Annotated in this window: 23 protein-coding genes; 13 read left to right on the top strand and 10 right to left on the bottom strand. The window is 39.7% G+C overall.

Annotated elements, in window-relative coordinates:
* Positions 1-28: 28 nt before the first annotated feature.
* On the bottom strand, positions 29-661 hold the full coding sequence (locus tag IW16_RS12560) for a chloramphenicol acetyltransferase (protein WP_034744711.1): 633 nt from the start codon (positions 659-661) through the stop codon (positions 29-31).
* A 252-nt stretch (positions 662-913) separates the two neighbouring features.
* Between IW16_RS12560 and IW16_RS12550 the strand changes: the two genes are divergently transcribed.
* The 4 genes from IW16_RS12550 to IW16_RS12535 all read left to right on the top strand — a co-directional run bounded on the left by IW16_RS12550 (position 914) and on the right by IW16_RS12535 (position 4054).
* Positions 914-1759 (top strand): NAD(P)-dependent oxidoreductase, encoded by an 846-nt coding sequence (locus IW16_RS12550; protein WP_034744705.1) that lies wholly within the window; start codon positions 914-916, stop codon positions 1757-1759.
* Between the two features lie 49 nt (positions 1760-1808).
* The gene (locus IW16_RS12545) at positions 1809-2264 is read left to right on the top strand and encodes a PPC domain-containing DNA-binding protein (protein ID WP_034744703.1); all 456 of its coding nucleotides are present in this window, start codon (positions 1809-1811) and stop codon (positions 2262-2264) included.
* Between the two features lie 48 nt (positions 2265-2312).
* Complete coding sequence (locus IW16_RS12540; RefSeq protein ID WP_034744700.1) at positions 2313-2894, top strand: Crp/Fnr family transcriptional regulator; 582 nt, start codon at positions 2313-2315, stop codon at positions 2892-2894.
* A gap of 83 nt (positions 2895-2977) precedes the next feature.
* Positions 2978-4054 carry an SDR family oxidoreductase gene (locus IW16_RS12535; protein WP_034744697.1) on the top strand — a complete coding sequence of 359 codons (1077 nt, stop codon included), beginning with the start codon at positions 2978-2980 and terminating at the stop codon, positions 4052-4054.
* 57 nt (positions 4055-4111) lie between these two features.
* Here the strand turns inward: IW16_RS12535 and IW16_RS12530 are convergent, their stop codons facing one another.
* Genes IW16_RS12530 through IW16_RS12520 form a run of 3 tightly spaced genes read right to left on the bottom strand, consistent with a single transcriptional unit; the run spans position 4112 to position 6133 of the window.
* Positions 4112-4918, bottom strand: a complete 807-nt coding sequence (locus IW16_RS12530) for a helix-turn-helix domain-containing protein (protein ID WP_034744693.1) — start codon at positions 4916-4918, stop codon at positions 4112-4114.
* Between the two features lie 18 nt (positions 4919-4936).
* A complete protein-coding gene (locus IW16_RS12525; protein WP_034744690.1) occupies positions 4937-5338 on the bottom strand; it encodes a GlcG/HbpS family heme-binding protein in 402 nt (133 codons plus the stop codon).
* Between the two features lie 3 nt (positions 5339-5341).
* The gene (locus IW16_RS12520) at positions 5342-6133 is read right to left on the bottom strand and encodes an SDR family oxidoreductase (protein ID WP_034744687.1); all 792 of its coding nucleotides are present in this window, start codon (positions 6131-6133) and stop codon (positions 5342-5344) included.
* A 207-nt stretch (positions 6134-6340) separates the two neighbouring features.
* Here IW16_RS12520 and IW16_RS12515 point away from each other — a divergent pair, with 207 nt between their 5' ends.
* The 4 genes from IW16_RS12515 (at position 6341) to pdeM (ending at position 12306) form a co-directional block, all read left to right on the top strand.
* The gene (locus IW16_RS12515) at positions 6341-7363 is read left to right on the top strand and encodes a ligase-associated DNA damage response exonuclease (protein ID WP_034745294.1); all 1023 of its coding nucleotides are present in this window, start codon (positions 6341-6343) and stop codon (positions 7361-7363) included.
* Positions 7360-8940 (top strand): ATP-dependent DNA ligase, encoded by a 1581-nt coding sequence (locus IW16_RS12510; RefSeq protein ID WP_034744683.1) that lies wholly within the window; start codon positions 7360-7362, stop codon positions 8938-8940. Before IW16_RS12515 ends, IW16_RS12510 begins: the two co-directional genes overlap by 4 nt.
* A gap of 1 nt (position 8941) precedes the next feature.
* Entirely contained in the window at positions 8942-11392 is a 2451-nt protein-coding gene (locus IW16_RS12505; protein ID WP_034744679.1) for a ligase-associated DNA damage response DEXH box helicase, read from the top strand.
* Between the two features lie 269 nt (positions 11393-11661).
* Entirely contained in the window at positions 11662-12306 is a 645-nt protein-coding gene (gene pdeM, locus IW16_RS12500) for a ligase-associated DNA damage response endonuclease PdeM (protein ID WP_034744675.1), read from the top strand.
* 54 nt (positions 12307-12360) lie between these two features.
* Here pdeM and IW16_RS12495 read toward each other — a convergent pair whose 3' ends face one another.
* Positions 12361-13581: an MFS transporter gene (locus IW16_RS12495; RefSeq protein ID WP_051890177.1), complete on the bottom strand. Its 1221-nt coding sequence runs from the start codon at positions 13579-13581 to the stop codon at positions 12361-12363.
* Positions 13582-13733: 152 nt separating this feature from the next.
* Here IW16_RS12495 and IW16_RS12490 point away from each other — a divergent pair, with 152 nt between their 5' ends.
* The 4 genes from IW16_RS12490 (at position 13734) to IW16_RS12475 (ending at position 15507) form a co-directional block, all read left to right on the top strand.
* Entirely contained in the window at positions 13734-14324 is a 591-nt protein-coding gene (locus IW16_RS12490) for a TetR/AcrR family transcriptional regulator (RefSeq protein ID WP_034744672.1), read from the top strand.
* 69 nt (positions 14325-14393) lie between these two features.
* Positions 14394-14852 (top strand): hypothetical protein, encoded by a 459-nt coding sequence (locus IW16_RS12485; protein ID WP_034744669.1) that lies wholly within the window; start codon positions 14394-14396, stop codon positions 14850-14852.
* Between the two features lie 2 nt (positions 14853-14854).
* On the top strand, positions 14855-15157 hold the full coding sequence (locus tag IW16_RS12480; RefSeq protein ID WP_034744667.1) for a DUF3817 domain-containing protein: 303 nt from the start codon (positions 14855-14857) through the stop codon (positions 15155-15157).
* Complete coding sequence (locus tag IW16_RS12475) at positions 15154-15507, top strand: rhodanese-like domain-containing protein (RefSeq protein ID WP_034744665.1); 354 nt, start codon at positions 15154-15156, stop codon at positions 15505-15507. The genes IW16_RS12480 and IW16_RS12475 overlap by 4 nt, the downstream gene beginning before the upstream one ends.
* A gap of 90 nt (positions 15508-15597) precedes the next feature.
* Here IW16_RS12475 and IW16_RS12470 read toward each other — a convergent pair whose 3' ends face one another.
* The 3 genes from IW16_RS12470 to IW16_RS12460 form a co-directional block, all read right to left on the bottom strand.
* The gene (locus tag IW16_RS12470) at positions 15598-16554 is read right to left on the bottom strand and encodes a nitrilase family protein (protein WP_034744664.1); all 957 of its coding nucleotides are present in this window, start codon (positions 16552-16554) and stop codon (positions 15598-15600) included.
* Positions 16555-16615: 61 nt separating this feature from the next.
* Positions 16616-17416, bottom strand: coding sequence for an AraC family transcriptional regulator (locus IW16_RS12465; protein WP_034744662.1), 801 nt, complete (start codon positions 17414-17416; stop codon positions 16616-16618).
* A gap of 2 nt (positions 17417-17418) precedes the next feature.
* Entirely contained in the window at positions 17419-18657 is a 1239-nt protein-coding gene (locus IW16_RS12460) for a Na+/H+ antiporter (RefSeq protein ID WP_034744660.1), read from the bottom strand.
* A gap of 264 nt (positions 18658-18921) precedes the next feature.
* On the opposite strand from IW16_RS12460, the gene IW16_RS12455 reads away from it, so the two are divergent.
* Entirely contained in the window at positions 18922-19428 is a 507-nt protein-coding gene (locus IW16_RS12455) for a pyridoxamine 5'-phosphate oxidase family protein (RefSeq protein WP_034744657.1), read from the top strand.
* A gap of 124 nt (positions 19429-19552) precedes the next feature.
* Here the strand turns inward: IW16_RS12455 and IW16_RS12450 are convergent, their stop codons facing one another.
* Both IW16_RS12450 and IW16_RS12445 read right to left on the bottom strand, forming a co-directional pair.
* Positions 19553-19786 (bottom strand): thioredoxin, encoded by a 234-nt coding sequence (locus IW16_RS12450; RefSeq protein WP_034744653.1) that lies wholly within the window; start codon positions 19784-19786, stop codon positions 19553-19555.
* Positions 19787-19793: 7 nt separating this feature from the next.
* Positions 19794-20678 carry a dihydrodipicolinate synthase family protein gene (locus IW16_RS12445; RefSeq protein ID WP_034744650.1) on the bottom strand — a complete coding sequence of 295 codons (885 nt, stop codon included), beginning with the start codon at positions 20676-20678 and terminating at the stop codon, positions 19794-19796.
* Positions 20679-20691 lie beyond the last annotated feature (13 nt).

Below are 20691 nucleotides of genomic sequence, written 5' to 3'. Positions count from 1 at the left end.
AAACCACATCTCGCATCCCGAAACAACGCTATTCCCCGCCGTTAAGCTGCTTCTGAAACTCTTCCAGATATTTTGCAATGTGAATTCCGTCTGCCAATCCATGATGGGCTTCCACAGAAACCGGAAGATACTTTTTGCTGTCACGTACATTAAACTTTCCGAAGGTAATTTTAGGAACAGATTCCGAATTATTAAAACTGGTAGGATGCAGCAATGCACTGAAAGAATTCCATGGAATTGTTGAATGCCTGATGAGATCTTTTCCAAGTTCACCGTTATTCATCCTGATCCCCGATGTCCGCTGTACATCTTCGATCTCTTCCTGCATCACTTTATTAAAAACATTAAAATCTTTGGAAAAAGGAATAAATGCAAATCCGAAAGTGCCGTCTGCCCTGCCGATTGTAGTGCCTGCGTGAATCGCTTCATATAAAACCACCTGATCATCTACAATTCTAAGTTTCAGTTCATCTACAGCATTCACAGCAACCATTGACCGATGAAGATATGTTGCAAAAAAAGAATGTCCGTTATCCTTTGCATAAGCATAAGCGCTGGTACAGTCCACCTCGGTGGTAAACCCAAAATACGGACTTGCCATTTTTGAGAAAAATTCAAAATGTTCTTTACGGTTCCAGTTTTCGATATCTATGATCTTCATTGATTTTATTTGGTGCAAATTTCCGTAAGTTTTCCCGGTTTTAAAAGCTTATCAGAAAAAAAGATTGCAAAAAAACTTTCCCAAATGATAATGAAACCTTTAACTGCGAAGGTGGTCTTTGGTCGGTTTTTTGATGCAGACAGAAGAGGTTTACCTATAACTATCTTATTTTTACAGGATAGAAGGGAGACTTAGATTCTTCGGGCTTTACGATACTCAAAGCCATTAATAAATTTAATTGAAAAATAAAAAATGGGGACAGAAAAAATAGGATTTATCGGATTGGGAAATATGGGACATCCAATGGCTAAAAACCTTGAAAAAGCAGGATTCGCTCTTTCAGTCTATAACAGATCTACAGAAAAGGCTGAAGATTTTAAAGCAAAATCGACGGTTTACACTCAGGTTAGGGATCTTGTACAGAACAGCAGTATCATATTCACCATGCTTACGGATGATCAAGCAGCAAAAGCTGTTTACGAGGAGATTCTAAAATCTGATATCAGTGGAAAACTCTTTATAGATATGAGTACTATTTCTCCGCAAGCCAGTAGTGAGCTTTCCGGGGCAGTCAGGATAAAAGAAGCCTCTTTCATTGATGCTCCGGTTGCAGGAAGTACGGTACCGGCGGCAGAAGGAACACTGATCATTATGGCCGGTGGAGAAGAAAAAGATCTGCAAAGAGCCATGCCCTATCTTAACAAACTGGGAAAAGCGGTCAAACATTTGGGGGAAAATGGAAAAGGAATTGCAGGAAAACTGTCCATCAACTATTTTCTTTCTGCAATCTATCAGGGACTCGCAGAAACGGTTCTGTTTGCAGATCAATTGGGAATTGAGCGCAGTGCGATGCTTGAAATCATCAATGAAAGTGCCAGCGGAAGCGGTGCTACAAAAGTAAAAACTCCTATGCTGATAAATAATACCTATGACCCCGCTTTTGCATTGGATCTCATGCTGAAAGATATTATGCTGGCTAAAAATGCAGGTGCCGATTTCCCATTGTCAAAAGTCTTAGGTGAAACTTATCAGTCTGCACATGATGCAGGTTTTGGGAAAGATGATGTGATCGGTATTATCAATTATCTTAAAAAGTAAACGGAAAATAAGGGTATCATTTTAACAACAATATTTAAAGGTAAATGCTATGGAAATCCAAAATTTCAAAGGAAATAACTGGTCCGCGAGAAAAGTGAACCATATCTATATGGTCAGTGTGAGAGACCGATCCAGTATTGTTGATGCTTTGACTGATTTTATTAATAGTCAGAATATAACAGCCGGAGAAGTCACCGGTATTGGAGCGGTAGATGAAGCTACCCTGCGCTTTTTCAAACCTTCAGATAAAAAGTATGTCGATAAGACCTTTAAAGAACAGATGGAAGTCACTCATATTTCGGGAAATGTTTCCGAGATTGAAGGTAAACGTGCGCTTCATCTTCATATCACTTTAGGAAGAGAGGATTATACCGCTTTAGCAGGACATCTGCTTGATGCTACAATCCGTGGTGCGGGAGAATTTATTTTCTATCCGCTGCATACCAGGGTCGTGAAAGTTAAAAATGAAGAAGCCGGAATTAATTTCTATGATTTTGATCTATGAAATGGGATAATGTTTTGAAAGTAGTATTTTTGAATAAATATTTTCCTGATGTTTGACATCCTTATTTCCCATATTCAAAACAAAGTTGATCTTCCTGAAGAGCATAAAAAAAAGATACAGTCATTTTTCACTCCGAAAAAACTGCGCAAAAAGCAGTACCTGCTGCAGGAAGGTGAGATCTGCAAATGTCTCTCCTTCGTAAGTAAAGGGTTGCTAAAATCCTATGCTCTGGATGAAAAAGGAAGCGAAAGGATCAATATGTTTGCATTCGAAGGATGGTGGATATCTGATTTCAACAGTTTTATTCATCAGGAAAAAGCGGTTCTGAACATCGATGCCGTAGAAGAAACCGAAGTTCTGATGATCAGCCTTGAAGATTATGAAAGAATGATGCTTGAAATTCCTGTGATGGACCGATATTTCAGAATTTTATACCAAAACAGCCTGGTGACAAAAGATTACAGATTAATGGTTTCCAACAGTTTTACAGCAGAAGAAAAATACATGCAGCTTGCCCGGAGAAATCCAGAGATCATCAAGAGAGTTCCGCATAACCTTATTGCCTCTTATCTGGGGCTTGCTCCTGAAACCGTAAGCAGAATACGTAAAAAATGGTCTCTTAACACTTGATCTGGATCAACAGAAACAGATGACACAGATCAAGTGTTCCAGCCTATATACCGATGTAATTTTGTAAAAGAAATTTTACGAATATGGACAATGGAAAAAATATAGCGCTGGTTGTAGGTGCCACAGGAATTACGGGCAGCAATTTGGCTGAAGAACTCATTTCACAGGGATGGACTGTCTATGGACTGTCCAGAACCCCTAACAATAATATTCCAAAACTTCTTCCAGTAAAGGCAGATCTGCTTGATACAGCCAGTTTACATACAGTTTTAGACGGGATCTCTCCCACTCATGTATATTTCACGACCTGGATGCGAAACGATACGGAAGAAGACAATATCCGCGTCAACAGTGCTTTGGTCAGAAACCTGCTGGATGTATTGGCTCTAAAAAAGTCGGTTAAGCATGTTGCTCTGGTTACAGGGCTTAAACATTATTTAGGGCCTTTTGAAGCTTATGCCAAAGAAGGAAAACTACCTGAAACACCTGTCAGAGAAGAACATCCGAGACTTCCTCTCCCCAATTTTTATTACGCACAGGAAGATGAAGTATATAAAGCTTCGGAAAGAGATGGATTTACCTGGAGTATTCACAGGCCTCATACAGTAATTGGCTATGCAGTGGGCAATCTGATGAATATGGGAACCACCCTGGCTGTGTATGCAAGTATCTGCAAAGAAACCGGAAGGCCAATGATCTGGCCGGGATCAGCAGAACAATGGAACGGTGTTTCAGATGTGACGGATGCCAGAATTTTAGCCAAACAGCTTGTGTGGGCTTCTACTACGGAATCTGCAAAAAATCAGGCATTCAATATCGCCAATGGAGATGTATTCCGATGGAAGTGGCTTTGGAAAAGACTGGCAGACTGGTTCGGAGTTGAAGCCGTTGATTTTGACGGAACCATGAGACCACTTGACAACAAATTGAGTAATGAAGGAGAAACCTGGAAAGCCATAGCTGAAAAATACAGCTTAAAAGAAAATAATCTTGACAGGTTGGCCTCTGCATGGCATACAGACCTTGATCTTGGAAGACCTCTCGAAGTCATGTGTGATATGTCGAAAAGCAGAAAACTCGGATTTACAGCCTATCAGAATACGGAAGACTCCTTTAAAGAACTCTTCGGAAAACTGAAAGCTGAGAAATTAATCCCTTAAAACAAAAGGAGCAGCGATCAGCTGCTCCTTTCTTATTATTGATGTGTTTTTTTATGATTAAATTTCACCTGTTGTCATTCCGAACTTCTGTTTGAACGAATAATAGAAGTGGGAAAGATTTTCAAATCCCAGGTCAAGATAAATATCTGACGGTTTTTTATTTTTATGACGAATCAGATAGTATGCTTCATCCAATCTTTTTTCTTTCAGCCACAGTTTGGGAGTCTTGTTAAAAGCTTTGCTGAAATCGCGCTTAAAACCTGACAGGCTCCGTCCTGTAAGTCTGGCAAAAGTTTCTACGGGTACATTGAACATGAAGTTCTTATTCATAAATTCCCTGATATCAATTTTGTAGGGCTCCGAAAAATCAAAGAGCAGATTTTTAAAATCCGGATTGCTCTGGAGAATCAACTCAATTGCTTCTTTAATCTTTAAAACAATCAACCTTGAAGTTGCTGCCTTTGTTTTGTTGATATAAGGCAGAAGGGAAACAAAATAGCCGCTGAAAAATTCATCAGATTCAAAGAAGAGTTTTTGTTCAGTATCAGCAAATTTTTCATCTGCAGTAATTTTATTCTCTGCAGAATACTGCCTAAGCGTTTCCTGATCAAGAGTGATGGATATAAACTGATATTTGTTGTCTTTTGAAGGATGCTTAACCGTTCGTATCAGTTGATTTTTTCTAACCAGAATCACTGTATTTTCTTTAATAACAGTTTTTCCTTTATCGTGAAAAGCATGGGTTTCACCGGACAGCTGAAAGCCCAGAAAATAATCCGGAATAAATTCTTCATCGCCTCTGTATGTTTCAAAGGCACATGAATACACCAGTTTATCGAATATGATCTGAGAAGTACGCTCCATGATACAAATATCTGAAATTTAACCCATAACAGCAGCACCTGCTCCTGCAATTGCTTTGTCCTGTTCGGGAGTCCCTCCGGAAGACGCTACCGCACCGATGATTTTCCCTTCAGTATCTTTAATCACTACTCCACCTGCAATCGTCAGAAGCCCTTCATTGGAATTCAGCATTCCATATCCATGAATATCCGCTCCTGCAATGATGGTTCCCATGATATCACTGTCGATACCGAACATCACCGCAGTTCTGGCTTTTTTAACAGCAAAGTCAATAACACCATACACGCTGTCAAGTCTTGCTAATGCCATCAGATGTCCACCCATGTCCACTACAGCAATGCTTACGGGGATGTTGATGGATTCAGCTTTTTCTACCGCTGCCTGAAGTGCTTTTGAAGCCTGTTTATAGGTTATACTCATTGTTTAGCTTTTTGCGGTCCATGCATCTGCCTGAATCTGTTTCACAAAATCTTCGGTTTCTTTAGGATGTACATTCCTGAAATTGGAATGATCATCCAGTGCCACATCAACGATCACGTCCGCCATAGACTGAGGATCCAACTGATGAGCAAGGGAATCGGCCACACCATCAAAAGCAGATTCCGGAGTGAAATTTGTTTTAGGATCATACCACCGGAAGATCGAATCTACTCCTCTGTCATTGAATCCTGTTCCAAAAACTCCCGGATTGCAGGTCGCAATCTTGATATTGAATGGAGCAAGTTCTGTTTTTAAACCTTCTGCAATAGATTCCATGGCATGCTTTGAAGCACAATATGCAGCCACATAGGGTACCGTCCATAAACCGCCCATTGAAGTCGTAAATACAATTTTCCCCGGCTTTTTTTGCTCAATGAATTTCTTAACAAATCCCTGAGCAAGCTCTAACCCACCAAAAACATTAACATCAAACATGGAACGGATGAACTCTAATGGCTGCTCTGCTATCGGTCCGCCTTCCATGATACCGGCATTGCTGATCAGGATATCAATATCATACTTTTGATGAATATAAGCGATATCTCTGGAATTAGTTACATCCAGTTTATCCACCGTCAGTTCTACTCCCTGTTCTTTCGCTTCACGAATTAAATCACTCATCTGTGGATACACCTGTGTTGTTGCAATCACTTTATGCCCTTTTCTGGCCAGATCAAATGCGGCTATTTTTCCGAAACCGCTTGCTGCACCTGTAATTAAAATAGTTTTACTCATTTTGTTTCTTATTGTTACAGATACAAATTTCAAGGATTTCAAAAGCAGACCTATTGGTGAGAGGTTCAATGTTTTATTGGTGAGAAGTTCACGGCGGTATGCTGTATTCTGATACAGATTTATTAGATACCATACTTTATGATAAAATTGACAGACCGTCCCAATTTGGTGGGATTTTTGAATGTAAAATATAAACCAATCACACCATTGAAATTAATAACATTCACAAAAAAGGGGATTTACTGTCCACAGGGTCAATTTTATATCGATCCCTGGAGACCCGTTGATTTAGCTGTCATCACACACGGACATGCTGACCATGCCCGCTGGGGAATGAAAAAATACCTTTGTCATCACTATACCAAACCCATACTTTATCAGAGAATCGGACCGGACATCGAATGTCAGAGTGTGGAATATGGCGAAACCATTACCCTCAATGGGGTAAAAATTTCACTGCATCCGGCCGGACATATTATTGGTTCAGCGCAGATTAGATTGGAATACAAAGGATATGTCACCGTTATTTCCGGAGACTATAAAGTACAGGAAGACGGGCTCAGCACACCTTTTGAACTGGTTCAATGTAATGAGTTTGTAACGGAGAGTACTTTCGGATTGCCTATTTACAACTGGCTGGAAGTTCCGGAACTTAATCAGAAACTGCAGAGCTGGGTGCTTAAGAATAAGGAAAATTCGAAAACATCTGTCTTTATAGGATATTCGCTGGGAAAAGCACAGCGTATCATGAAAGCTGTAGAAGGTCTGGGAAAAATATATGTACACAATTCCATCGGAAAACTGAATGAAGCCTTTGAATCTGCAGGTATTAACCTTCCGGACTACAAAACTGCTGATTTCAAAGAGAATCCCAAAGAGGTACAACATGAAATTGTGATTGTTCCACCAGCTTTACTGGACAGCAATATCATCAGAAAAATACCGGATGCAGCAACGGCGATCTGTTCAGGATGGATGCAGGTACGTGGTGCCCGAAGGTGGCGCAGTGCTGATGCAGGATTTGCCATGAGCGATCACGCGGACTGGAAAGGACTTTTGCAAGCCGTGAAAGCTACAGAAGCAGAAATTGTACACGTCACCCACGGACAGACCGAAATTTTCTCCAAATATTTAAATGAAATCGGAATCAAAGCTGATGTCGTGCAAACTCAGTTTGGAGAGGACGAAGAAGAATCCGAAAAAGAAATCATTGAAAATCCTGAGCCATGAAACATTTCGCAGATTTGATCAATGCCTTGGAAACAACCAATAAAACCAATGCTAAAATAGATGCTATTATTGACTATCTGGAACGCGCTCCTGATGAAGATAAAGTATGGTTCATCGCGCTCTTTACCGGCAAAAGACCCAAAAGGAATGTGAACACCAATTATATGAAAGAATGGGCACTGGAAATCACAAAACTGCCATTTTGGCTTTTTCAGGAAAGCTATTCTTCTGTGGGAGACCTTGGAGAAACGATCTCTCTTATCCTACCTCCTCCCTCGGAAAAGATTGACCGTACACTTTCTCAATGGATGCTCGATATCGTTAGTTTAAAAGATCAGTCGGAGACCGAAAAAAAAGAATTTGTCCTGAAATCATGGAATGGACTCGATTATACAGAACGTCTGATCTTTAATAAATTACTGGGCGGAAGTTTCAGAATCGGAGTTTCAGATAAAACACTGATCAATGCCCTTACCAAATTCTCTTCCCAGGAATCCAGTACTTTGATGCACAGCCTGATGGGAAAATGGGTACCGGGTGAGGTTTCATTTCAGGAGCTTATTTCAGCTGAAAATATCAATCCGGATAATTCAAAACCCTATCCTTTCTGCCTGGCTTACCCATTGGAAAAAGAACTGCAAGAACTTGGAAATCCGGAAGACTGGCAGATCGAATACAAATGGGATGGAATCCGTGGTCAGATCATCAGAAGGAATGATGAAGTATTTATCTGGTCGAGAGGTGAAGAACTGGTAACAGATCAGTTTCCGGAAATTAAGGAAACTGTTTTGGCTATGAAGGGCAATTTTGTTTTAGATGGAGAAATACTTGCGGTAAAGGATTCTAACGTTTTAAATTTTAACGAATTACAGAAGCGATTAAACAGAAAAACTTTAACTAAAAAAATGTTGACCGACATTCCGATTGAAGTCTTTGTTTATGATCTGCTGGAACTTGAAGGAAACGATCTGCGCGAAAAATCTATGGCTGCAAGAAGGGCGATGCTTGAAGAATTACTTTTAAATGAAGCCCCGCAAAACATCAAACTTTCACAAGTCATCAGCTTTGAAGAATGGCAAGATTTGAACAGCATCAGAGAAGGATCAAGGGATATCAACAGTGAAGGGCTCATGCTGAAACAGAAAAACTCAGCTTACCATGCCGGAAGGAAAAAGGGCGATTGGTGGAAGTGGAAAGTAAGTCCGCTCACCATTGACGCCGTTTTAATCTACGCCCAGAAAGGAAGTGGCAGAAGGAGCGCCTATTACACGGATTATACATTTGCCGTAAAAAACGGAGATACATTGGTAACTATAGCGAAAGCCTATTCAGGACTGACCGATAAGGAAATTATGGAAGTCAGCAGATTTGTCAATAAAAATGCCATCGAAAAATTTGGTCCTGTCCGTACCGTAAAAGCAGAACTTGTCTTTGAAATCGCCTTTGAAGGCATCGGTTTCAGCAGCAGGCATAAAAGCGGCGTTGCTCTTAGGTTCCCAAGAATTGTAAGATGGCGTAAAGATAAAACAGTGAATGAAATTGATGAGCTTGAAGAAATAAAAAAACTGATCCAATAATTTGAAAACATTTGAAAATAGCGACGGGTTCAAAGTCATACAGCAATGGATGGCGGATAAAGGCATTGCTCCTTTCAAATTTCAGACCGATACATGGCAGAAATTTGGAAGCGGATACAGCGGAATGGTGATTGCACCTACAGGATTCGGAAAGACATTTTCTGTTTTTCTGGCTCTCGTTTCAGATTTTATGAATCATCCCCAACACTACAAAAAGGGACTGAAGATGATCTGGATCACTCCCCTTCGTTCTTTATCTAAGGATATTGCCAAGGCGATGCAGGAAGCCATGAATGAAATCGGGCTCGACTGGACGGTGGGGGTCAGGAACGGAGATACTGATCAGAAGGTAAAACAGCAGCAGGTCAGAAATATGCCGGAAATCCTTGTGGTAACTCCGGAAAGTCTCCACCTGCTTTTGGGCCAGAAAAATCACATGCGCTTTTTTCAGGATACGAAATGTATTGCTGTCGACGAATGGCATGAATTATTAGGCTCAAAAAGGGGTGTCATGGTAGAACTCGGAATTTCTCAACTGAGAAAATATGTTCCGAAAATAAAGATCTGGGGAATTACAGCAACGATCGGAAACCTGGATGAAGCCATGGATGTTCTCATTCCATATGACATCAAAAAAACAAAGATCACCGCAAAAGAGCATAAAAAAATAGATATTCTACCGGTTATTCCTGATGAACTTGACATTCTACCCTGGGCCGGACATTTAGGAGCTAAATTAGCGGATAAGATTGTACCCATTATTCTCGGTTCAAAATCAACCATTGTATTTACCAATACGCGAAGCCAAAGCGAAATGTGGTATCAGTTGCTGCTGGATGCTTATCCCGATTTTGCAGGCCAGATTGCGATCCACCACAGCTCCATTGATGCTCATCTCAGAATCTGGATCGAAGAAAATTTAAGTGCCGGAAAACTGAAAGCTGTGGTCTCCACCTCATCTTTAGATCTTGGGATCGACTTTAAGCCCGTAGATACGGTAATCCAGATTGGTTCGGCAAAAGGAGTCGCAAGATTTCTGCAACGGGCCGGACGAAGTGGACACTCCCCTTTTGAAACCTCTAAAATCTACTGCGTTCCAACCCATTCTCTGGAACTGATTGAAGTAGCAGCTCTGAAAGAGGCTGTAAAACAGAAAGTCATAGAACCCCGCGAACCACAGGTTTTATGCTTCGATGTACTGGTTCAGTTTCTGATGACTCTGGCAGTCGGTGATGGATTCTATCCGGAAGAAACCTACGAAAGGATTAAAAAAGTTTTTGCTTTTCAGGAAATGACCACAGAGGAATGGAAAAGTATTCTGGAATTTCTGACCATTGGCGGAAGTGTTTTAAAAAGTTATGAAGAATTTCATAAGATTGTTATCATGGAAGATGGTCTTTATAAAGTGACCTCGCGGAAGATCGCTATGCTCCACCGTATGAATATGGGCGTTATCGTAAGTGATGCCATGCTTAAAGTAAAATTTATTTCCGGCGGCTATATCGGAATGGTAGAAGAATATTTTATTTCAAAATTAAAAAAAGAAGAGAAATTTATTTTGGCCGGGCGGACGTTAGAAGTGGCTATGATTAAAGATATGACGGTTTATGTACGCGCGGCAAAAGGAAGGGCAATAGCACCGAGTTATTTGGGAGGGAGACTGCCTTTAAGCTCTAATTTGGGACATTTTTTAAGAGAAAAATTATCGCATGCCTTAAACCCGAAAGCCTCAGAAAAAGAATTGAAATTTCTACATCCGTTATTAACCAGTCAGGAAAAAAATTCCCACATTCCCAAAGAAGATGAATTTCTTACAGAACTCATTAAAAACCGGGAAGGTTATCATCTCTTTATGTACCCATTCGAAGGCCGTTTGGTACACGAGGTAATGGCCGCACTTATCGCTTACCGCATTTCAAAACTGGCTCCCATCTCGTTTTCAATGGCGATGAATGACTATGGCTTTGAACTGTTCAGCGATAAAGAAATTCCATTGAACGAAGATCATCTCCATAAAATTCTGTCCCGTGACAACCTCATGAACGATGTTATAGCCAGTATCAACTCCGCAGAAATGGCAAGAAGAAAATTCAGAGATATTGCCGTAATTTCAGGAATGGTTATTCAGAACTATGCGGGAAAACAGCGGTCCAACAAATCATTACAGAGCTCAGCCGGACTGATTTTCAAAGTTCTGGAAGATCATGATCCGAATCATTTCCTTGTCAGACAGGCCTATACTGAAGTTTTCAATATGCAGCTTCAGGAACAGCGGCTGGTGGAAGCTTTTAAGAGAATTGAAAAATCAAAAATTATTTTAAAATACTCCAATACCTTTACCCCATTAAGTTTCCCTATCAAAGTAGACAGCCTGAGACAGACCCTTTCCAGTGAAAGTTTGGATACAAGAATCAAACGGATGGTGGAACAGGCAAGGAAGAAAGGATTTTAGAGTTTTAGAATTATAAATTTAACCGCGATAAATTGCTTTATCTGCTCGTAGATTATGGGCTCATGTTCGTGATGTGGTGTCAAATTTTTGTGCTGATTACTTATTTTATGACCCAAATTCCCAGCTGGATTTTTGCAAAGCAAAAATCCGAGGCAATGAAAAACAGCCACAAGACTGCACCGGTGCATGATGGTCTGTTTATTGCTGAATCTGTCTGTAATGTCAGAGAAAAAACGCTCTTCTCATTTTTTAACCTCTAATTTCCAACTTTGAATATCGCAGTAAAAAATATCACCATCAACAAAGAGATCTTCACTTTAACCAATCAGCGCGCAGCATTCTGGAAAAAGGAAAAGGCGCTCATTCTGTCTGATCTTCACATTGGAAAAACAGCCCATTTCCGAAAGAACGGCATTGCGCTGGCCAATCATATTATGAAAAGTGATCTGGAAAGACTTTCTGTTTTGATTGAGTATTTTCAACCGGAAAAATTCATTGTGGTTGGAGATCTCCTTCATGCCGGAGACAACTCGGATGTAGATGAATTCTGCATCTGGAGAAATCAATATCCGGATCTGATGTTTTATCTTATTGAAGGTAATCATGACCGCCTGTCAGCGAAATTAGAGAAAAAGTTATGCTTAAATTTCAAATCTGAATCCCTTAATATCAATGGTTTTACTTTTATTCATGATTTCGACAAAACATTGTCTGGATTTCAGATCACAGGACATATTCATCCCGGTGTAGTACTCAATTCTTCTGTTAAAAGGATAAGACTTCCCTGTTTTGTTCAGACCGAAAATCAGTTACTGCTTCCTGCCTTCAGTGAATTTACAGGATTGGACACTAAAAACATTCCTAAAGGTGGGAAATTCTATGTATTTACTGATTCTGAAATTCATGAAATATAAATGAGGCTGCCCGATTATGGACAGCCTCAGAAAATATAAAAAACAGGTGAAAAATTATTTTTGATTTTTGCTTAAACGGATGCTGTACAAAGTAATCAGTACCGTGGCTGCTAAAAATAAAGCCCCTATCCACGGTGTACTTGCCAATCCCAGCGAAGAAGTTACAATAAGACCTCCGGTATAAGAGCCAACAGCAATCCCTATGTTAAACGCTGCAATATTGATTCCTGATGCCACATCTTCTGTTCCCGGAAGCTCTTTTTCTGCAATCTGTACCACCAACAGCTGAAGTCCCGGTACTGTAGCAAAAGACAGACCTCCTAAAAGGAATAAAGTAATAATACTTAAAACCTGATTTCCCGCAGTGAAATAGAACGCTAATAAAACCAACCCTTGTGCAGCAAACATCCACAGAAGTGCTTTTAAAGGATTTTTATTTGCTGTCTTTCCGCCCAAAAGGTTACCCAAAGCAATCGCGATTCCATAGATAAGAAGAATAAAAGTAACGGTAGATTCCTGAAACCCTGTAATCTCCTGCAAGATCGGTGATAAATAAGTAAACACGACGAAGGTACCTCCATAACCCATTGCTGTCATTAAAAATGCAAAGATCATACGTCTGTTTCCGAAGACTTTAGGAAGACTTTTTAAAGAGGCACTCTGATCGCTTTTGAGATTTTTGGGAACCAGCAGCATACTTGCTATTAATCCGATAATCCCCAGAATCGAAACTCCTATAAAAGTAGCTCTCCATCCAAAATGCTGTCCTATGAAAGTTCCCAGTGGAACTCCGGTTACAATAGCCAGTGTAAGTCCGGCAAACATGATGGAAATTGCTGTTGCTCTTTTCTCTTCAGGAACAAGCGATGCCGCAATAGTGGAACCGATAGAAAAATAAACCCCGTGGGCAAATCCAGTCAGAATTCTGGCCATCACCAAAGTAATGAAACCTGGAGCTATAGAAGCCAACCCATTTCCGATGACGAATAGCATCATGATTGAAATCAATAACATTTTGCGTGGTACTTTCCCCGTTAAGGCCGTTAGTATCGGAGCTCCTATCGCCACTCCTATTGCATATAAACTTACCAGAAGCCCGGCTGACGGGATACTGATTCCAAGGTCTCCGGCTACTGTAGGAAGAAGTCCGACAATAACGAATTCCGTAGTTCCAATTCCAAAGGCACTGATGGTCAATGCCCATAATGCTGCAGGAAGACCTTTGCCTTTTACACCTGATTCGGTCTTGATCTGTATGTCTTTTTGAAAATTCATTGCCTTATAATTTTGTTGTGTTTGACGAAGCAAATTTCCGACGATTTATTGTATTATAAAAATTATTTAAATTCTAGTAAAGTATCAGAATAATGATAGTTTGTTTTTTTGGTTAAAAATTCCGTTCCTTTGCAAAAAGCTAGTGCATCCTAATGAAAAAATCAGAAGCAACCCGACTGAATATCCTTCAGAAAGCCTTTGAACTGATCTATGCAAAAGGTTACCAGACCACCAGCATTGATGAGATCATTGCCACTACACAGGTGACAAAAGGCGCCTTTTATTACCATTTTAAAACCAAAGATGAAATGGGACTGGCCATCATCAACGAACTGCTTAAAAACAATTTCAAAAGCACTTTTATTGAACCGTTGCAAAATACCGATCATCCTTTGGACAGCATCTATCAGCTGGTCTATGGTATTCTAATGGAAAATGATCTTTTAAAGGTTGAGTACGGCTGCCCCACTTCCAATTTTACACAGGAAATGGCTCCCTGGCATGTTGATTTCACAAAAGCACTGAATGAACTGTCTTCACGCTGGGAAAATGCGATGATCGCATGTATTGAAAATGGAAAGACAGCAGGCTCTGTGAAAGAGCATGTCAATGCCAAAGAGATTGCCGTTTTTGTTATGTCCGGCTATTGGGGCGTACGTAATTTAGGAAAACTGGAAAACTCAAAATCAGTCTATCTTATTTATTTAAAAGGACTTAAGTCTTATTTTCAATCATTGGAATAATTTTTTATCCAAAAACATACTAACTAGTATGTTTTTTATATACCTTTGGTCCATTCAAAAAACTGATCGATGTACCAGACCCTTACATTTTTGCACTCCACATTCCGGTGGGTGGTTCTGTTAAGTCTTATCTACGCTTTATGGAGAGCTTACAGAGGCTATTTTTATCACAAAACATTTTCAAAAACGGATGATTCTGTTCGGCACTGGACTGCCACAATTGCCCACATTCAACTGATCTTTGGAATTATCCTCTATGTTAAAAGCCCCATTGTTGAGTATTTCTGGAAAAATTTCAGCGAAGCTAAAGAATCTTTGGATATACTCTTCTTCGGCCTGATTCATATTCTTCTCATGATTACTGCCATTGTCGTAATTACCATTGGTTCCGCTTTAGCTAAAAGAAAAAATACAGACCGTAAAAAATTCCAAACGATGCTCATCTGGTTTGCCATTGCACTGTCCGTTATCTTTATAGCTATTCCGTGGCCGTTCTCTCCTTTTGTCAACAGACCTTATTTCAGATAATTATGATACATTTATTAAAAACAAAAATCGGACGCCTGAGAATTCTGGCCATTCTTGAAGGAATATCTCTGCTTACCCTCGTATTTATAGCTGTTCCATTGAAATACTGGCTGGGAAACCCTGCTTTGGTAAAAATGATGGGGCCAGTTCACGGAACGTTATTTCTGCTTTTCCTGTTCAATACTTTAAGCGTAGGGGTTGAACAGCATTGGAAATTTAAAGAGATTACCTGGAAAGTTATTTTGGCGTGTTTCATTCCTTTTGGCACCTTTTACATTGATAAAAAAATTCTGAGTAAATTATGAAAAGCGTCTTAATGTTTTTCGGAATAGCACTTATGGTGCATGTTGTTTACAGAGTTTACCAATATCAGACCTTAGATAACGGCTTAGATCAATTGATTAAAAAAGGAGCTGTCATTCTTGATGTAAGAACAGAAAAAGAATATAAAATGGGACATATTGAAGGTTCCCTGAATATTTCTTTGGGAACCATCAGGGAAAGATATACGGAACTTGATCCTGACAAAACTTATATCACCGTCTGCTCGCATGGATTACGCAGTGTAAAAGCTGAAACTATTTTAAAAGAAAGAGGTTTTACGCTTGTCCATAACGGAGGTGCGTGGAGTGATCTGCAAAAAATCATTAAGTAAGATGAGGCGTATCCCTGCCCATGTTTAAAACCATGACAGGGATATGTTCCACCTTCTCTTTCCGGTTGTTAATCTTTAATACAGACCAGACTAAATCATGTTGTTTTTCATCCAGACAACTTTCTGTTCAGAATGATGATCCATGCCGATGATATCCCTGTAGAGTTCAGGTCTTCTTGCTTTCACATACCTGTTTCCTCCAGCCTGAATGAGTTTTTCAGCAGAAATAGTAACCGTTTCAAAACTGTCATCAAACGAACGGCATTCTGCAATGACATCACCAAAAGGATCAACAATCATAGAACATCCGTTTTTCAGCTGATCATCATCCATCCCTATAGGATTTGAGAAAACGGCATAAATTCCGTTATCATAAGCTCTTGCAGGCAGCCACTTCATCAGCCAGTCTCTTCCCTTCATTCCATCGAATTCCAGACGAAGCGATGTAGGATCAGCTTCTCTGTTTTCCCATAATTCCGGATTTACAAATCCAGCTCCCGGTCTGGTGGATGGTGTACACATGGTCACATGGGGCATAAAGATGATATCCGCTCCCAAAAGTTTCGTAGCCCTCACATTCTCAACGATATTATTATCGTAGCAGATAAGAATTCCGCATTTCCAGCCGTGAATATCAAAAACGCAATATTCATTTCCCGGAGTCAGATGAGGATTGATAAAAGGATGAAGTTTCCTGTATTTAGCTTTAAGTCCTGTCTCATCGACACATACGTAAGCTTTAAAAATATGATCGTTTTCGTCTTTTTCAAAAAGTCCGGCCAGGAGGGTGATGTGGTACTTCGCTGCGATCTGCTGTAATTTCAGAACGCTTTTTCCATCCGGAATATACTCTGCAATATCAAGCATCTGCTCTTTGCTAAGGTTTCTGGCAAATGTATAACCGGTAATTGAGCATTCGTGAAAAGCAATAACCTGCGAACCTTTAGCAGCTGCTTCCGCTGCCAGTTTTTCGATCACCGAAAGATTGTAGTCTTTGTCTCCGCTTTTATTTTCGAACTGTGCGGTTGAAATTTTGAGATTGTCCATCTTTTTTTTCTGCAAAGCTACCCCGCAGGGTTATTCAGAAATTGTATAAAACCGACATCGGTCAGGTAAACGGAATTTCTATAAAATTCACAGCCAGTTTATTTTCAGTTTTAAGATATTGTCCCGGCGTTAATCCGATGGTATTTTTAAATTCTCTGATCAGGTGGGATTGGTCAGAATAGCCCGCTTCATAAGAGAGATGGGTAATACTCTTTTGATCAGGATTATTTTTCATCAGGCTTAAAAAGTGATGAAGACGGATGATTGTACTGTATTTTTTTGGAGATATGCCGATATGGTCTTCAAACTTCCGTTCAATATGCCGTTCGGAATATCCTGTGAAATGTTCCAGTTCTTTCAAAGATAAACCGCCTCTGTTTTGAAGCATATATTGCTGCGTTTTAATAAGCCATGGTTCAGGATTTTTCTTGGCTGAAATGAGCTTCATGAAATAGGCATTTAATGCTGCTATTATTGACTGGGGATCTTCATTATGATAAAGACTTTCCTGAAATGGCAGCAGTTGATCTTTTAGAATATCCGAAGCTGAAATGATTTCATTTTTAATGTCCTTAGCTGCAACACTGAAAAGCAGATTGAAAAAATAGGGTTGAAATACAACCGCTAATAAAGAAAACCGGCCAGTAGTGGTCAGATCTTTATACTGCGTAGGCTGTCCATAGAAAAAAGATAATGGCAGGTTACTATTCTGTTCATCCTGCATATGGATATCCGGAGAAATGATCAGACCTGTATTACCGTCTGCAAATAACCGCAAATGTTTAGCCATATCTTCTGTGTTCTTTAAAAAGATATAATGCTTAATATATCTGGCCAGCGGTTTTGGAGGAGAAATCTGCATGATTATAATTTAAGTTTTTTTATAATCCAGGGTAATGTAAGCCCTTGTCCTAACAGTGAAATTAATACAACAGCAATGGATAGAAAAACAATCTCGCTTCGCAAAGGAAAAGGCTCGCCATCATTTAATGTTGCAGGAAGTCCCAGCGCAATAGCTAATGAGACAATTCCACGCATTCCCGACCAGGTAATAATAAAACTTGTTTTAGAATCAAACAATGCTTCTTCGCTGATTTTCCTTTTACCCTGGAAGGCCTTCTGAAGATTAAACTGCTGCAAATAGACCCTTGCCATTCTGATCAGTAAAGTAATCAGGACAATGACAACAGCATACCCTGCGTACGTCCATACCTGAATATGAGGGATTTTCTTAAGTACAATCGGAAATTCAAGACCGATCAATAAAAATATCAAACCGTTCAGAAGAAAAATAATAATATCCCAAAAGTTTCTGGACTGTTCCTTCACATGATCAGGAAATTTATTTCTGCTGAGTCTGGACATTCCCAAACCGAGGATAACAACAGCAATCACTCCCGATACCTCAAAATGCTCCGCAATAAGATAAGTAACAAATGGCATTAAAAGTATTAAACTGTTGACCACCATTGCATCTTTACGGAAAAAACCGATTACTAAAGCTAAAGCCTTAAAAACAATCCATCCAATAAGAAAACCTCCACCCAAAACAACAAAAAACTCCATTGATGCCTTCCAGGTTACAAAACTTATTCCTGTAACTGCCGCTACGGCAAAACGGTAAGCTACCAGCGCTGATGCATCATTGATGAGACTCTCTCCTTCCAATATGGTCATTGTTCTGTGGGAAAGCCCTAATCCTTTAGTAACCCCCACCGCTGCAACAGCATCTGTCGCAGAAAGAATGGATCCCAGTACAAAGGCCAGCGGCCATGTCATTCCAGGAATCAGGTAATAAGCAATCACTGCAATACCGGCTGTTGTCAAAAACACCAGTCCTATCGCCAGTGTTCCAATCGTGTTGATATTGGTTTTAAACTGTTGAAAGGAAATATTGAAAGCAGCATCATACAGAAGCGGTGGAAGAAAAAGCAGCATAATAATCTCCGGATTGATTTCAATTTCAGGCATGGCAGGAACAAAACCGATCATAATACCCGCAATTAACAGCAGCATAGGTACCGGAATTTTTATTTTGCCTGCCAAACCGGATATTCCGATCATTAAGGCCATAATCACTAAAATAACCGCATAATTCTCCATCAGATTGTATTCTATTGAAATGGGTTCAGACAACAAAAATAATTATTTCTGATGAGTGCCTGTCCTTTTTTCGTTCTTATTCTGTGATATTGTAGTATTCACATCTCTTTTATGATCGTAAAATTGTTGGTGAAAAACAAAGTTTTCATTGATAAAATATTAAAATAATAGATTTTTGGTTAGATTTTTGAACTATACTGATCAACAGGGAATAATTTATTTTTTTCCATTCCAAAAATTTCAAATCACTTAAAATATTATATTATGTCTACAAAAAATTTAACCCACCTCGAAGCTATTAAAAAAATCCAGGAACTCTCGGAAAAGGCAAGAATATGTATGTTCTGTACCGACCTTGACACGGTTCCCGTTAATTCCCGTCCTATGTCGCTGCAGGAAACAGATGACAGCGGAAATTTATGGTTTATCAGCAGTGCAAGCAGTAACAAAAATTTTGAAATCAAAGATGACCGGAGAGTGCAGCTTTTCTTTATGAATAATGGCGATTCTCAGTATCTTTCTGTCTATGGACAGGCATCCGTGTATAAAGATAAAGCCACCATTGAAGAAAAATGGTCGCCCATGGCTAAAGCCTGGTTTGACGGAAAGGATGATCCCGATGTAACGATTATCCGTGTAGAACCTAAAGAAACCTACTATTGGGATACCAAAGCAGGGAAACTGGTCAGCCTTTTCAGCTTTGTAGCTTCTGCTATTACCGGTATCAAGACCAACAATGCAGACGGTGTAGAAGGAAATGCTATTGTGTAAAATAAAAGGTGGCTTCGATTGTATCGGCCACCTTTTCTACAACATAAAATATTAAACTGACAATTACAAAATTGTTTTATTTAAAATCCCGGTCATTGATTCTTCCTCAGTTACCGGGATTTTTTTATTTTTTCACATCCTCCATAGATGCCCCAAAATTAATATGCAAAACGTTTCCGTTTGGTGTTACCAAAGCGGGTACCGACTTTACACCTGCCTTTTCTGCATCCTGAATTCTGTTTCTGTCATCTCCCAAGTGCACGATTTCTACATTTTCGGCACCTATAAGATTGATGATATCATGTTCTGCACTTACACATACTGAACATCCTGCGTGATAAAAAATTGGCTTTTTCATATTTAAATTAATTTATTAAAGTTTTAATAATATTTTTAAGTTCTTCTGTTTCTTTTGCGGTCATAGGTTTTAAGGGACTTCTTAAGTTTCCGCCTTCTTCTCCTAAAATATTAAGACCTGCTTTAACCGCTCTAGGAAGACCTTTATTCACTATAAATTTCAGGAGATCAAACTGTTTATAGAAAACCTCTTTTGCTTTCTCCAGATTTCCTTCTTCAACAGCATTGTAAAGATCAATATTAAGTTCAGGGATCAGGTTGGGAGCTGCAGTACACCAACCTCTTGCTCCGGCAGTAAATGCAGCCAGTGCCAGCGGATTGGATCCGTTATAGAATGCTGTTTCTTCTCCCAGTTCTTTTCTCAGATAATGCATTCTCTGAATATCCCCTGTACTTTCCTTGATCATCGTCACATTGGGAATCTCCAACAGTCTTTTTAAAAGAACCGGAGACATATCTACTCCACTGGTTGCCGGATTGTTATAGGCCATAATAGGAATTGAGATTTTACTTGCAACTGCATCATAATGGGCAACAATCTCGTCGTCAGTAAGTTTCCAGTAGCTCATCGGAATGATCATCACTGCGTCCGCTCCGGCCTTTTCCGCAAATTGAGCATGATATACGGTTTTTTCTGTCGTAAGATTGGAAACGCCCACCAGCGTTGGAATTCTGCCATTGGTCTGCTGTATGGAAGCTTCCGTTATTGCTTCTTTTTCTTCATCAGACAGATAGGGCATCACACCGGTGCTTCCCAACGGAGCAAGCCCGTGACTTCCCGACACAACAAGTCTTTCTACCAGCTTTTTAAAGAGAGGAATATCTACTTTTTCATTCTGATCAAAAGGTGTAATTGGGTAAGCAATTATTCCTTTGAATGGAACATTTTTCATGTTTTGTTTGTTT

This window comes from Chryseobacterium vrystaatense (assembly GCF_000737765.1).
Taxonomy (GTDB): domain Bacteria; phylum Bacteroidota; class Bacteroidia; order Flavobacteriales; family Weeksellaceae; genus Chryseobacterium; species Chryseobacterium vrystaatense.
The sequence above is the reverse complement of the archived record's forward strand: the minus strand, read 5'-3'. Positions and strand labels throughout refer to the sequence as shown.